The 14,892-nt window shown below is 36.7% G+C and carries 15 protein-coding genes; 11 read left to right on the plus strand and 4 right to left on the minus strand.

Annotated features, from left to right (window positions below; all coding sequences use genetic code 11):
• Nucleotides 1–50 precede the first annotated feature (50 nt).
• The 3 genes from ACK1U5_RS24280 to ACK1U5_RS24290 form a co-directional block, all read right to left on the minus strand.
• Nucleotides 51–242, minus strand: coding sequence for a DUF3926 domain-containing protein (locus tag ACK1U5_RS24280; RefSeq protein ID WP_000544105.1), 192 nt, complete (start codon nt 240–242; stop codon nt 51–53).
• Nucleotides 235–1,416, minus strand: coding sequence for an ArsA family ATPase (locus tag ACK1U5_RS24285; protein ID WP_080481821.1), 1,182 nt, complete (start codon nt 1,414–1,416; stop codon nt 235–237). The genes ACK1U5_RS24280 and ACK1U5_RS24285 overlap by 8 nt, the downstream gene beginning before the upstream one ends.
• Before the next feature lie 76 nt (nt 1,417–1,492).
• Nucleotides 1,493–1,975, minus strand: a complete 483-nt coding sequence (locus ACK1U5_RS24290) for a MarR family winged helix-turn-helix transcriptional regulator (protein ID WP_000942482.1) — start codon at nt 1,973–1,975, stop codon at nt 1,493–1,495.
• A 231-nt stretch (nt 1,976–2,206) separates the two neighbouring features.
• Here ACK1U5_RS24290 and ACK1U5_RS24295 point away from each other — a divergent pair, with 231 nt between their 5' ends.
• The 11 genes from ACK1U5_RS24295 to ACK1U5_RS24345 all read left to right on the plus strand — a co-directional run bounded on the left by ACK1U5_RS24295 (nt 2,207) and on the right by ACK1U5_RS24345 (nt 13,578).
• Nucleotides 2,207–2,443: a YiaA/YiaB family inner membrane protein gene (locus ACK1U5_RS24295; RefSeq protein WP_001254393.1), complete on the plus strand. Its 237-nt coding sequence runs from the start codon at nt 2,207–2,209 to the stop codon at nt 2,441–2,443.
• Between the two features lie 141 nt (nt 2,444–2,584).
• Nucleotides 2,585–2,875, plus strand: a complete 291-nt coding sequence (gene gatC / locus ACK1U5_RS24300) for an Asp-tRNA(Asn)/Glu-tRNA(Gln) amidotransferase subunit GatC (RefSeq protein ID WP_000086999.1) — start codon at nt 2,585–2,587, stop codon at nt 2,873–2,875.
• Between the two features lie 15 nt (nt 2,876–2,890).
• Complete coding sequence (gatA, locus tag ACK1U5_RS24305) at nt 2,891–4,348, plus strand: Asp-tRNA(Asn)/Glu-tRNA(Gln) amidotransferase subunit GatA (protein WP_000051455.1); 1,458 nt, start codon at nt 2,891–2,893, stop codon at nt 4,346–4,348.
• Nucleotides 4,349–4,362: 14 nt separating this feature from the next.
• Nucleotides 4,363–5,790: an Asp-tRNA(Asn)/Glu-tRNA(Gln) amidotransferase subunit GatB gene (gatB, locus tag ACK1U5_RS24310; protein WP_001047685.1), complete on the plus strand. Its 1,428-nt coding sequence runs from the start codon at nt 4,363–4,365 to the stop codon at nt 5,788–5,790.
• 558 nt (nt 5,791–6,348) lie between these two features.
• Nucleotides 6,349–7,254, plus strand: a complete 906-nt coding sequence (locus ACK1U5_RS24315; protein ID WP_000977679.1) for a diacylglycerol kinase — start codon at nt 6,349–6,351, stop codon at nt 7,252–7,254.
• A gap of 139 nt (nt 7,255–7,393) precedes the next feature.
• On the plus strand, nt 7,394–8,137 hold the full coding sequence (locus ACK1U5_RS24320; protein ID WP_000416668.1) for an HAD family hydrolase: 744 nt from the start codon (nt 7,394–7,396) through the stop codon (nt 8,135–8,137).
• A 154-nt stretch (nt 8,138–8,291) separates the two neighbouring features.
• Nucleotides 8,292–9,656 carry a 4-aminobutyrate--2-oxoglutarate transaminase gene (gene gabT / locus ACK1U5_RS24325; RefSeq protein ID WP_001093007.1) on the plus strand — a complete coding sequence of 455 codons (1,365 nt, stop codon included), beginning with the start codon at nt 8,292–8,294 and terminating at the stop codon, nt 9,654–9,656.
• A gap of 115 nt (nt 9,657–9,771) precedes the next feature.
• Nucleotides 9,772–11,139, plus strand: coding sequence for a sigma-54 interaction domain-containing protein (locus ACK1U5_RS24330; protein ID WP_061140003.1), 1,368 nt, complete (start codon nt 9,772–9,774; stop codon nt 11,137–11,139).
• Nucleotides 11,132–12,583, plus strand: coding sequence for an NADP-dependent succinate-semialdehyde dehydrogenase (gabD, locus tag ACK1U5_RS24335; protein WP_000358127.1), 1,452 nt, complete (start codon nt 11,132–11,134; stop codon nt 12,581–12,583). The genes ACK1U5_RS24330 and gabD overlap by 8 nt, the downstream gene beginning before the upstream one ends.
• A gap of 47 nt (nt 12,584–12,630) precedes the next feature.
• Nucleotides 12,631–12,954 carry a DMT family transporter gene (locus ACK1U5_RS24340; RefSeq protein WP_000263262.1) on the plus strand — a complete coding sequence of 108 codons (324 nt, stop codon included), beginning with the start codon at nt 12,631–12,633 and terminating at the stop codon, nt 12,952–12,954.
• A gap of 132 nt (nt 12,955–13,086) precedes the next feature.
• On the plus strand, nt 13,087–13,578 hold the full coding sequence (locus ACK1U5_RS24345) for a DUF4352 domain-containing protein (RefSeq protein ID WP_000915112.1): 492 nt from the start codon (nt 13,087–13,089) through the stop codon (nt 13,576–13,578).
• A gap of 45 nt (nt 13,579–13,623) precedes the next feature.
• On the opposite strand, the gene ACK1U5_RS24350 is transcribed toward ACK1U5_RS24345, so the two are convergent.
• Complete coding sequence (locus ACK1U5_RS24350) at nt 13,624–14,853, minus strand: aminopeptidase (protein ID WP_000007357.1); 1,230 nt, start codon at nt 14,851–14,853, stop codon at nt 13,624–13,626.
• Between the last annotated feature and the right edge of the window lie 39 nt (nt 14,854–14,892).

Consider the following 14,892-nt stretch of genomic DNA (forward strand, 5'->3'; position numbering starts at 1 on the left):
ACTCCAATAAAGTATAGAAAGCCTAAAAAAGGCCCTCTATACAGAGATGGTTATTCAATTATGATATTTTTTAAATTAACTTCATGATGCTCTCGTTCTTTCAGATAAGCAGCTAGTTCCTCTTGTAAAATATTTAATATTTGCTTAGCTGATTGTTGGATTGGATTAGGTAGCTCTTCTAATATATGCATCCCGACTTTTACTTTTGTACGAATTACCCTTCGTAGTAATTCCTCATGCATGTACTACACCTCCAAACCGAATATTTAGTATATCTTCTTCAAATTTTGCTCCTTGAATAGAAAGGTGTGTTAATGTTTTTGGTAACGTGATGTTCCGTTTAACAGAACCCGCTCGAATAATAAGTTCATCACCTTTTTGATTTAAGGAAAGTTCACTTTTGTTTGAGAAGGGAATGGACAGAACGAAAATATACTCATCGCCATCCTTTTTTACATATTGAGTGCGCCCGTTAAATTTCACTTCTGTAGGGGAATGATCAGTTTTAAATAAAGAATCTCCTACACGTTCTAACATAGACAAACCAACAACTTCTTGTTCAAACATTGGAGCTTCGTAAATAGGAAGGGGTTGAAAACTATCTTGAATTAATGTTGTATATTTCTTCTGTGTATCTTTCCATGCCTGAAAATAAGGATCGGTGACAGTGTTAGGGATGACGCGGTTAATCATAATAGCATCTACGTTATAATCGTATAAATTCAAATAAGTAAAGCTACGCTGGGCTTCTTTAATGACCATTTTTTCAGGATTTACAACGATGCGGATACTTGTTACTTCTCGATTTGATAAAATATCTCTCATTTCTCCGAGCTGTTCAAGTGTACTTGTTAATTCGTCCATAATATCGTCGGTTGGAAGAGGGACACCAAGGAGTGGTTGAGCTACAGGACGAACGACTTTTAAAACTTTTCTTTTAATAGGAAATAATTTTTCCATCCACCAGCCGAGCATGTCTGGAAAGCTTAGCATTGCTAATGTTTCTCCTGTTGGAGCACAATCAATGATAATAACATCATATGTGTTTTGTTTATAATAATCGAGTACGCGAAGTAGGCTAATTAAATCTTCCATACCAGGAAACATCGTTAACTCTTCTGTTGTAATATCATCAGCTGCTTTGGAAGTGAAGAGTAGTGTAATATATTTCTGTAATTTTCCCCAGCCTTTTTCCATTTCATAAATCGTATTAATTTCTTGTGCCCACAAATTTTCACGAATTTCTAGTGGTTCAGAAGATAGCCTTATACCAAATGAATCTCCTAAACTATGAGCAGGATCTGTGCTCATTACTAATGTTTTTAATCCTTGTTTCGCACTTTGAATTGCTGTTGCTGCTGAAATGCTAGTTTTTCCTACGCCGCCTTTACCTGTATACAAGATAATTCTCATCATTCATATCCCCTTTGTTTCGAATGTCGAATATTACGAGTGTCGAAGTAAATAGTTGAATAAAAACCCAGACAGGGTTTTATTCAATCGGAATGTTTTTCATTTTAGGTGTAGAAACTTTTTCTTCTGTTTTCTGCTGTGACGTAGCGATGTGATTCATGATTTTTTGGAAGATTTGTAGTAAGAATGCTTTTTCTTCTTCTGATAATGCTTCTGTTACTAAGCTAAAGTAATGGGCCGCATTTTGTTTTACTTCTTGAACGAGCATTACGCCGTTTTCTGTTAACCGAATTAATACAATACGTCGGTCATTTTCATCACGGTAGCGTTCAATATATCCCTTTTTTACAAGGCGATTTACAACGCCCGTTGTTGTACTCATCGGTATATCAAGAAGATCAGCAATTTTCGTCATTGTAATATCTGTATTTCGTTCCATCCAAAGTAAACAAAATACTTCTGTTTTAGAAAGTGTTAAATCTAGGCTTACCCATTCTTCAGGATAGAAAAGTTTCTTGGCGTTATCTAGCAGTAAGTCTAAAAAATGTTCATATTGCAACAATTAATTCCACTCCCGTATATTTCGAGGTTCGTAATATTTATTTTTATTTTATGTAGAATAGAAATAATTGTCAATGATTTTAATTGTTTTTTCAGATTAGGCAGAAAACTTTCTTTAAAATAGTATTCTTTTATGATAGATTTATAAATATAAAACTAGAATTTACATAAAAATCCATCATGGTAAATATACTTATCTATAATGGGTATACAGCTAACGAGGGGGAGAACGATGAGAAGACGTAATACGCAAGCGTTCACGTTTTTAGCATGGACTTCATTTGTTTGTGCGCTTTCAGGTATGCTAATTGGGATTTATACGTTAGATGAAACGCTTAGTGTAAAAGGATACTATTTAATTGGAACATTATTTTTAACGATGTCTTGTTTTGTATTACAAAAAACAATTCGTGATAATGAAGAAGATAACGAGAGATTTCCGAAAAATAAACCGTTAGATAAAGAGTAAATTGTAAAGAAAGGCATTTGCCTTTCTTTTTTTATGTAAAAATGGCGTAAGTACTCTGTGTTGACTTGCTTGAAGTACTGAAAATTTGGTATCATCAATAGTATTGTAGATTGAACGATATATTATGGAGGTGGCCTAGCCGTGTCAAGAATTTCCGTTGAGAATGTAAAGCACGTAGCACATTTAGCACGTCTTGCAATTACTGATCAAGAAGCAGAAAAATTTCAAAAACAACTAGATGCAATTGTTACATTTGCAGAACAGTTAAATGAATTAGATACAACAGATGTAAAACCAACAACTCATGTATTAACTATGAAAAATGTTATGCGTGAAGATGTACCAGAAAAAGGTTTACCAGTTGAAGAAGTATTAAAAAATGCACCGGATCACAAAGATAATCAAATCCGTGTTCCAGCAGTATTAGAATAGAGGAGGGGAATTTCGATGTCATTATTTGATCATTCAGTATCAGAGTTACATAAGAAGTTAAACAGCAAAGAAATTTCCGTTACGGATTTAGTAGAAGAATCTTACAAACGTATTGCGGATGTTGAAGATAACGTAAAAGCTTTTCTTACATTAGATGAAGAAAATGCACGCGCAAAAGCGAAAGAATTAGATGCAAAAATTGGCGCTGAAGATAATGGTTTATTATTCGGTATGCCAATTGGTGTAAAAGATAACATTGTAACTAACGGTCTTCGTACAACTTGTGCGAGCAAAATGTTAGCAAACTTCGATCCAATTTATGATGCGACAGTTGTGCAAAAGCTAAAAGCTGCTGACACAATTACAATCGGTAAATTAAACATGGACGAGTTCGCAATGGGTTCTTCAAATGAAAACTCAGGATTCTACGCTACGAAAAACCCATGGAACTTAGATTACGTTCCGGGCGGATCTAGTGGTGGTTCTGCAGCAGCTGTAGCAGCAGGAGAAGTACTATTCTCTCTAGGTTCTGATACGGGTGGTTCTATCCGTCAGCCAGCTGCATATTGCGGTGTTGTAGGTTTAAAACCAACTTATGGACGCGTATCTCGTTACGGATTAGTAGCATTCGCATCTTCACTTGACCAAATCGGACCGATTACACGTACAGTAGAAGACAATGCATACTTATTACAAGCTATTTCAGGTATTGACCGCATGGATGCAACTTCTGCAAACGTTGAAGTTGGAAACTATTTAGCTGGTTTAACAGGCGATGTTAAAGGTTTACGCATTGCTGTACCGAAAGAATACTTAGGCGAAGGTGTTGGCGAAGAAGCTCGTGAGTCAGTACTAGCTGCTTTAAAAGTATTAGAAGGTATGGGCGCAACTTGGGAGGAAGTATCGCTTCCACACTCTAAATACGCTCTAGCAACGTATTACTTACTATCTTCTTCTGAAGCATCTGCGAACCTTTCACGCTTTGATGGCGTGCGTTACGGTGTTCGTTCTGATAATGTAAATAACTTATTAGATCTTTACAAAAACACACGTAGTGAAGGTTTCGGTGATGAAGTTAAACGTCGTATTATGCTTGGTACATTTGCGCTTAGCTCTGGTTACTATGATGCATATTACAAGAAAGCACAACAAGTACGTACATTAATTAAAAACGACTTTGAAAATGTATTTGCTAACTATGATGTTATTATTGGACCAACAACGCCAACTCCGGCATTTAAAGTGGGCGAAAAAGTTGATGATCCAATGACAATGTATGCAAATGACATTTTAACAATCCCAGTAAACTTAGCGGGTGTTCCAGCGATTTCTGTTCCATGTGGATTCGGTGCTAACAACATGCCACTTGGTCTACAAATCATTGGTAAACACTTCGATGAAGCGACAATTTACCGCGTTGCACATGCGTTTGAGCAAGCAACAGACTATCATACAAAAAAAGCAAGTCTGTAAGGAGGCGAGCATAGATGAATTTAGAAACAATTATTGGTTTAGAGGTTCACGTTGAGTTAAAAACAAATTCGAAAATTTTCTCTGCGAGTCCAACAGAATTCGGAGCGGAGCCAAATACACAAACAAGTGTAATTGACTTAGGATACCCAGGGGTACTTCCTACTTTAAATAAAGAAGCAGTTAACTTTGCAATGAAAGCTGCAATGGCATTAAACTGTGAAATCGCAACGGAAACGAAGTTTGACCGTAAAAACTATTTCTATCCAGATAACCCGAAAGCTTACCAAATCTCTCAATTTGATAAGCCAATTGGTGAAAATGGTTGGATTGAAATCGAAGTAGACGGTAAAAAGAAACGTATCGGTATTACACGTCTTCATTTAGAAGAAGATGCTGGTAAATCAACGCATACAGCTGATGGTTCATTAGTAGACTACAACCGTCAAGGTATGCCTTTAATCGAGATCGTATCTGAGCCAGATATGCGTACGCCAGAAGAAGCATATGCATACTTAGAGAAGTTAAAATCAATCATTCAATACACTGGTGTATCTGATTGTAAGATGGAAGAAGGTTCATTACGTTGTGATGCGAACATTTCTCTTCGTCCAGTTGGACAAGAGAAGTTCGGTACAAAAGCGGAACTGAAAAACTTAAACTCATTCACTTACGTACAAAAAGGTCTTGAGCATGAGCAAGTGCGCCAAGAAAAAGAACTGTTATCTGGTGGCATCATCCAACAAGAAACACGTCGTTATGATGAAGCAACAAAGAAAACAATCTTAATGCGTGTGAAAGAAGGATCTGACGATTACCGTTACTTCCCGGAGCCAGACTTAGTTGAACTTTACATCGATGATGAGTGGAAAGAAGCAGTTCGAGCTTCTATTCCAGAACTTCCAGATGCACGTAAAGCTCGCTACGTTGCAGAACTAGGCTTACCAGCTTATGATGCACACGTGTTAACATTAACGAAAGAAATGTCTGATTTCTTTGAAGCAACTGTTGCAGACGGTGCTGATGCGAAATTAACATCGAACTGGTTAATGGGTGAAGTACTTGCATACTTAAACAAACAACAAAAAGAATTAAAAGACGTTGCATTAACGCCTGCTGGTTTATCTAAAATGGTTCAATTAATTGAAAAAGGTACAATTTCTTCTAAAATCGCGAAGAAAGTATTTAACGAATTAATTGAAAAAGGTGGAGACCCAGAAGAAATCGTTAAAGCGAAAGGTCTTGTTCAAATTTCTGATGAGGGTACACTTCGTAAAGTTGTAACAGAAATTCTTGATAATAATGAGCAATCTATCGAAGACTTTAAAAACGGTAAAGACCGTGCAATTGGCTTCTTAGTTGGTCAAATTATGAAAGCTACAAAAGGACAAGCAAATCCACCACTTGTTAACAAAATCTTACTTGAAGAGATTAATAAGCGATAATAGTAGTGACTTTTAAAGATTAAGCAGAAAAACACCCGTACATGGGTGTTTTTCTAGGTTAATCAAACGTTTGTTTAAATGAGACAAAATCGTTTAAACAAACGTTTGATTAACTGTCAAAAGTGGAAAAATGTTTGTATAGCAACTATGGTATGATAGTTGCAAAAAGGTGGGAATAATGATAAATCTAAACATAGAGGTTTTTTTCATCTCATGAAATAATAGATAGTTATTATTCGTTATATGTAAATTTTTATGGAAGAATGGATAGAAATAAAGTGAAACTTTAATCAGTAGGAGGTTCATCCACCATTGATTATTAGCCCTCACCAATCGGGCATTTACTGCCCGCAAATAGCGGGATAAATTTTGGAGTCAAATAAAAAAACCATTGAAATGAATATTTACTTTTGATGGACTACACGAATCGGGTTCTTACTGCCTGTTTGAGCGGGATAAAAGAAGGATAGCAAGATGAGAGGAGGTAGGCATGGGAATACTGAATAGAAGTTCAGTATGTTCTTTTTCGATACATAAAGAAATTTCCTGTGCTAATAAATGATGAAGCGAGCAAGAATTATTTATAATCCTACTTCTGGGCGTGAGCTATTTAAGAAGAGCTTACCAGAAGTATTACAAAAATTAGAACAAGCTGGCTATGAGACATCTTGTCATGCGACAACGGGGCCTGGAGACGCTACTGTGGCGGCGAGGCAAGCTGCGGATCGTAAGTTTGATGTTGTTATTGCGGCTGGTGGCGACGGTACATTAAATGAAGTAGTAAACGGTTTAGTTGGGCATGAATTCCGTCCGAAATTTGGAATTATTCCAGTTGGAACGACAAATGACTTTGCACGTGCAATTGGTGTACCTCGTTCTATTGAAGAGGCAGCAGATATTATTTGCGAAGGAAAAACAGTGCCATTAGACCTGGGTAGAGCGAACGATACATATTTTATTAACATCGCTGGTGGCGGTCGTATTACAGAATTAACATACGAAGTACCGAGTAAGTTAAAGACAGTATTAGGACAACTTGCTTATTACCTAAAAGGTATCGAGATGTTACCATCATTGCATCCGACATATGTTGAAATTGAGTATGATGGAAAGTTACTACAAGAAGAAATTACGATGTTTTTAATTACGAATACTCGTTCAGTAGGTGGATTTGAAAAGGTAGCACCGTATGCATCTATTAACGATGGGTTATTTGACCTATTAGTACTGAAAAAAGGTTCTATCGCTGATTTAATTAAAGCAGCAACACAAGCACAACGTGGTGAACATATTAATAATCCAAAAGTGTTATATACACAAGCGAACCGAATTAAAGTACATTCACCAGATAAACTAATGATTAATTTAGATGGTGAGTATGGTGGAGATGCACCGATGGAATTCGAAAATATATATCATTGTTTAGAACTATTTGTTCCTGAACATCAAGAGGATGCCCTGTAAAGGCATCCTTTTTACTTTGTTAAAATGAATTGTAAATTGGGAGTTAGTTTGATTTTTATGGTATTTTTACAATTCTTTTATTTTACATCCATACTTTATTGATACACTGGAAGAGATAAGAAATGAGAGGTAGGGTGCTATGGAGAAGGTAAAGGCGATATTATTTGATAAAGATGGGACATTAATGGATTTTCATTCAATATGGATAAAAGTAGCTGAAGAACTTGTAGCTGAATGTATAAGTTTATATCATTTACCAAGTACAATGCGGCAGACCTTATTAGAAGAGATCGGTGTAGAGGGAGCATTTGTTAATCCGAGGAGTGCAATAGCTGCTGGAACAAGCCTTGATGTAGCGAAGGGGCTTTGTAATTATATTGAGTCTGCTAGAGAAGAAGAGATGCATCATTGGGTAAGTGAGAAGTTATTTTCCCTTATGTATGAGCATCGTTCGCATATGAAAATGACAGCAGATTTACCGAAAGTGTTACAGGCATTAAAAGATAAAGGGTTTATATTAGGGGTTGTCACGGCGGATGATTTCGCACCAACAGAATTATTTTTAAGACAATATAAGTTGGAGAACTTTTTTGATTATATTATAGCCTCGGATACATTCCCTGCGCAAAAACCAGATAAAAAGATTATAGAAGTGTTTTGTGAGAAATTTAATTTAGCATCATGTGAGGTTGCGGTTGTTGGAGATACGCCAACTGATTTACATTTAGCCAAAAATGGCGATTGCTATGCAATCGGGGTGCTATCTGGTACGGGAGACCGTCCAACATTAGAACCACTTGCTGATTTAGTGTTAGATTCTGTTGGAGAGTTTATTTCTCAATCGGGTGAGTTTTTCTGGGAGAAAGAAAAGTCTAATGTGTAAGGAAAATAAGTCTATAAAGACTCTTAATGAGTCTTTATAGACTTATTTTTTATGCCTGGATACAAAGAATATAGGATAAATGCTAGAAAAGAAAGTTGGCATACATTTTGCAATAAAAAGAGAAAACAATGTAAAGAAAAGGATGGGGTACGCAATGAACACAAAAAAATTTGCTAAAGTAAATGAACAAATTCCAGGACCGAAAGCGGCATCTTTATTAGAACGCCGTCAAAATATAGTACCAAAAGGAGTAAGTAACGGCATCCCAACGTTTGTACAATCTGCAAATGGTGCTCTTGTAACAGATGTTGATGGTAATCAGTACATTGATTTTGCAGGAGCAATCGGGACAATTAACGTAGGGCATTGTCATCCAGCGGTTAAAGAAGCGCTCCATAAACAAGTCGATCAATACATTCATACTGGATTTAATGTCATGATGTATGAGCCATATATTGAATTAGCGGAAAAGCTTGCGGCATTGGCACCAGGAAGTTTCGATAAGCAAGTCCTCTTTTTAAATAGTGGTGCAGAAGCAGTTGAGAACGCGGTGAAGATCGCTCGTAAATATACGAAGAGACCTGGTATTATCGCATTTTCTAAAGGTTTCCACGGGCGTACATTAATGACAATGACGATGACAAGTAAAGTGAAGCCATATAAATTTGGGTTTGGTCCCTTTGCTCCAGAAGTATATAAAGCACCATTTCCATACGAATACCGTCGCCCAGAGGGATTAACGGAAGAGCAGTATGATGATTTTATTATTGAAGAGTTTAAGAACTTCTTCATATCGGAAGTAGCACCAGAAACAATTGCAGCTGTTGTAATGGAACCTGTTCAAGGGGAAGGTGGATTTATCGTCCCAAGTAAGAAATTTGTTCAAGAAGTACGCCGCATTTGTTCAGAGAACGGCATCTTATTTGTAGCGGATGAAATACAAACAGGCTTTAGTCGTACAGGAAAATATTTTGCAATTGATCACTATGATGTCGTTCCAGATTTAATTACAGTGTCTAAATCATTAGGTGCTGGTGTACCGATAAGTGGTGTCATTGGACGTAAAGAAATTATGAATGAGTCTGCACCAGGTGAACTTGGTGGAACGTATGCAGGAAGTCCATTAGGATGTGCGGCTGCATTAGCTGTTCTCGATGTAATAGAAAATGAGAAATTAAATGATAGAGCGATAGAATTAGGAAAAGTCGTAATGAACCGATTCGAAGAGATGAAAAATAAATATCATTGCATCGGTGATGTGCGTGGGTTAGGAGCAATGTGTGCATTTGAGGTCGTTCAAGATCGTAAGACGAAAGCACCTGACAAAGCGTTAACAGCTAATCTATGTACAGAAGCAAATAAGCGTGGGTTACTGTTATTATCAGCAGGAACATATGGAAATGTTATCCGTGTGTTAATGCCTTTAGTTATTACAGATGAGCAACTTGAAGAAGGATTAACAATAATTGAAGAATCGTTGCAAGCTTGTTATGAACAAACAAACATCGCTCGCGTTTAAAAACTGAAGTATAAATAGCAAACATTCTAGCTGACTCTATATTAAATGCAGAAAATTCACTTTATAATAAAGGTAGTGAAGTGGATCGATGGATTTGAAGTTAGGGGGGGCTAGGATGGTTGCAGAAAAGGAACGAGTGTTAATGGATTTAAAAGATGTATTTGAATATGCGTTTGACGAAATTTTTGTTACAGATGAGCAAGGGATCGTTGTGCGTGTAAATAGTACATGTGAAAGGCACTACCAACTAGCTGCCGAAGAGTTAGTTGGTAAGCATGTAAAAGAACTACAAAAGGATGGAATCTTTTATCCATCAGCGACATTAGAAGTGATTGAAAAAAAGAGGCCAATTGAACTCGTTCAAACTACAAAATCAGGAGAGTATTTACACGTTCGTACAAGGCCTGTTTTTGATGATGAGGGAAATTTAAGAAGAGTGATTAGTTATTCTCGGGACCTTACTGAACTCTATCAATTACGTCAAAAGGTAGAGGAAATGGATAATCAGCTAAAAACATATAAAAAAGAATTAAGAGAAACATATGAGCATGAAGGACTTATTTTTAAAAGTCTAGCTATGCAAAAAATAGTCGATACAATCAAAAAAGTATCTGTAGTGGATAGTACTGTTCTCGTTTTAGGCGAGACTGGAGTTGGGAAAAGTCGATTAGTACGCCATTTACATGAAGTGAGTCACCGTAAGAATGAAAGTTTCTATGAAATTAATTGTGCGGCATTGCCAACTAATTTAATTGAATCAGAGCTTTTTGGATATTCAGGTGGATCTTTTACAGGTGCGAATCGTGAAGGGAAAAAGGGACTATTAGAATCCGCGCATAAAGGAACTCTTTTTTTAGATGAAATCGGTGAAATGCCGCTTGAAATTCAAGCGAAGCTTTTGCAAGTATTGCAAGAAAAAACATTTCGTCCTATAGGCGGAAGAGAATTAAAAAAAGTGGATGTCCGAATTGTGGCGGCAACAAATAGAGATTTAAGTATGATGGTGAAACAAGGAACATTTCGGAAAGATTTATACTATCGTTTGAATGTCATTCCAATTGCAATTCCCCCGCTTAGGGAAAGAACAGAAGATATTTTGCCGCTTATTTATCATTACTTGCAGCAATTTAATAAAAAGTACGGACGTGATGTGAAACTAGCGCCGAGTACGTTACAAATGTTTGTTGGATATCCGTGGGAAGGAAACAATAGAGAAATAGAGAATGTAATTGAGAGAATTGTTATTACTGTCGATGATGTTGTAACGGTAGAGGATTTGCCACTCTCTATGCAAGAGGCTGCAGTTGAACAATCGGGGCAAAGCCTTTATAAAATGCTGGAAGAGGTAGAGAGAAATATTATTCTTAAAGCGTATAAAACGTATGGATCAAGTTATAAAGTAGCTGAGTTTTTGCAAATTAGTCAATCTGCTGCTACTAGGAAAATTAAGAAGTTCATAGAGGAGGAAGAAAACATTGGATAAAAAGGCGACTTTCGTAAGTATAGATAAAAAGGCGATGTATATAAATGGTGAGTGGATTACACTACAAGAACAAATTGAAGTAAATAATCCTGCGACGAAGGAAATATTTGCAACTGTACCAAAAGGCGGAGTAACAGAGGCAAAGCAAGCTGTTGATGCTGCACATGAAGCTTTTAAAACGTGGTCTAAGTTAACGGCAGCAGATCGTGCCACGAAGTTAAAAAAGTGGTTCATGCTTATTGATAAAAATAAAGAAGAGATCGCAGCGATTATGACGAAGGAACAAGGAAAGCCGTTTGCAGAAGCGCTTGGTGAAGTAAATTATGCAAATAGTTTTGTTGAATGGTATGCAGAAGAGGGGAAACGTGTATATGGTGAAATGATTCCTGCTTCTCATCCGAATAAGCGCATTTTAGTTATGAAGCAACCAGTTGGCGTTATGGCAGCTATTACACCTTGGAACTTCCCGGCAGCGATGATTACGAGAAAGGTAGCCCCAGCGCTTGCAGCAGGCTGTACAGCCGTTGTGAAACCGGCGAGTCAAACGCCATTAACTGCATTGAAATTAGCTGAATTAGCTCATGAAGCAGATATTCCAAAGGGCGTAATCAATATCGTAACAGGTAGTGCAAAAGCAATTGCCGATACGTGGATGGAAGATAGTCGTGTTCGAAAAGTGTCCTTTACAGGGTCAACGGAAATCGGGAAAGAGTTAATGGCTAGTGCTGCGCAAACGATGAAAAAAGTTTCACTTGAGTTAGGTGGTCACGCTCCGTTTATCGTAATGAATGATGCAGATTTAGATAAAGCGGTAGAAGCGGTGATTGGTTCGAAATTCCGTAACGCAGGACAAACGTGTATATGTACAAACCGAGTATTCGTTCAAGAAGAAGTATACGAAGTATTTGTAGAGAAGTTCCAAAAGGCAGTAGGGCAGTTGAAAGTAGGAGACGGTTTCGGTGACGGAACGACTGTCGGACCACTTATTGATGAGAATGCAGTTTCAAAAGTACAAGAACATATTGAAGATGCTATTCAAAAAGGTGGAACAGTTTTATATGGTGGTCAAAAGGTCGCAGAGTTAGAGGGACATTTCATTCAACCGACTGTAATTGGATTGGCAAATGATACGATGCTTTGTATGAATGAAGAAACATTTGGGCCAGTGGCACCAGTTGCGAAATTTAAAACAGTTGATGAAGTAATCGAACGTGCAAATAATACACCATACGGTTTAGCTGCGTATATTTTCACGAAAGACATTAGCCAAGCATTCCAAATTAGTGAAGCGTTAGAGTACGGTATTATCGGTCTAAACGACGGTCTTCCATCAGTTGCACAAGCACCATTTGGTGGATTTAAAGAAAGTGGTATCGGTCGTGAAGGAGGCCATTTCGGCATCGAGGAATATTTAGAAATTAAATATATTTCATTGGGACTATAAGTAGTATACTAGAATCTCTATAAGGTAACAGAGAAGGAGATTTTAGTATGGTATATTGGCTATTATTACTTGTTACAATTATTTTTGAAGTAGCTGGAACAATTGCGATGAAACTATCAAATGGTTTAACAAAGCTCGTTCCGAGTGTACTAATTTTCGTATTCTATGGTATTTGTTTTAGCGTATTTGCTATCGTCGTTAAAAAGATTCATTTAAGCATTGCTTATGCTATTTGGTCTGGCGTTGGAACATTACTTATTACAATCATTAGTGTTTACTTTTTTAAAGAGCATATTAGTTTATTTCAAGCATTTTGTATTCTTTTTATTGTTTTGGGTGTCATTGGGCTTAAGGTTTCATCGGCATCATGAAAGCTATCTTTTGTAGAAGATAGCTTTTTTCTATTTGTGCAGTTAGCAATTAATACGACAAAATATGACAAGAAAGCGTAAAGCATTTTGTTATGATACATATGAAATATTGTCTTATGTGGGGGAAATAGTATGTTAAAAAAGGTGAGTCGAATTTTTTTGATTTCTGGCATAGCTTTTAGTTTAAGTGCTTGCACTGAGACTAAAGATAGTAATGAAAGTAAACAAGAAGATGTTCAAGATAAAGTGTATAAAATAGGGGAGACGGTAGACGTAGATGGTTTGCAAGTAACTATCGATTCAGTTAAATTAGGATATCCAAATTATGATGAGGATAAAAAGAAAGAGGAGATTTTGGGGATTATTTTCAAAGTGGAAAATAATAGTGAAAAGGAAATGCCTTTTGCATTTTATGAATTTGAGATTACCGATAAGAAAGGTACAAGATTTAAAGAATATAATAACCCTGATAGCTTTATTAGTAAAAAGTTAGCACCAGAAGAAAAAATTCAAGATATCATGCTATTTGACGTAGCGAAAGAAAATACGTATATCGCTACGTATAGACCAGAGTTTACGCATGAAAATAGAACAATAAAATTTGAATTGAAACCAAATAAATAAAGAAACACATTGGATTATCCAATGTGTTTCTTTATGGTAATAAATTTAAAACGCCCAGTTACCTTTACGGAAGATAGGCTCATGTCTGCCATCAGCAGTAATACCGTCAATATCAAGCTCAGCTGATCCAATCATGAAGTCGTTGTGTGTAATACTAGCGTTTGCGCCGTTTTCAGCAAGTTCTTCTTTAGACATTGTTTTTCCGCCAACTAAGTTAAATGCGTAAGCATTTCCAATCGCAAGGTGGCAAGATGCATTTTCGTCAAATAGTGTATTGTAGAATAAAACATTTGTGTTTGAAATTGGTGAGTCATGAGGTACTAAAGCTACTTCCCCTAAGAAGTGAGAACCTTCATCTGTTTCTACTAAATGTTTTAAAGCTTCTTCACCAGCTTCAGCTTTATAGTCTACGATACGTCCGTTTTCAAATGTTAACGTGAAATTATCGATAATATTACCTGCAAATACTAACGGTTTTGTACTAGAAACTTGGCCGTTTACACCTGTTTTAAGTGGCATTGTAAATACTTCTTCAGTTGGAATATTAGCCATAAATGGTACGTTCTTTTCATTTAAGCTACCAGCACCAGCCCATACATGTTTTTCTGGAAGTTCGATTGTTAAATCTGTTCCAGGACCTGTATAGTGAAGAGCTTTATAATGCTTTTCGTTTAAGTAATCCACTTTTGTATGTAATGTTTCATCATGTTCTTTCCATGCTTCTACAGGGTTTTCTAAATCAGCACGAGTAGCTTTGAAAATAGCATCCCATAACTTTGCTTCTTGTTCTTCTGGCGCTACGTCAGGGAATACTTTCGCAGCCCATTCTTTCGTAGGAACAGAAATGACACACCAGCTTACTTTATCTGCTTGTACGTAATCACGGTATACTTTCATTGCTTCTCCAGCTACTTTATGAGCTGTTGCGATACGCGATGGTTCTACACCTTTTAATAAATCAGGGTTTTCTGCATAGATAGACATAAATGCAGCGCCTTCTTTTGCTAATTCTTCACGAGCATGTGCTTTCCAAGATGGAAATTCAGCGAAAGCTTCTTCAGGAGCTAGATCGAATTTTAAGCGTGTTAACGTCTCATCATTCCAATCTACATATACGTGTTTTGCACCAGATTTATATGCTTTTTCTGTAACGAGGCGTACAAATTGTACAGCTTCAAGAGGTGCACTAATTGATAAAGTTTGTCCAGGTTGAATATTAACACCAACATTAACTGCAAGAGCAGCATATTTCTCTAACGTTTGTTCAAATGACATATGTATAATCTCCTTTAATTTGAAAGATTTCTTACTATA

This window comes from Bacillus sp. XB1, from assembly GCF_053557995.1.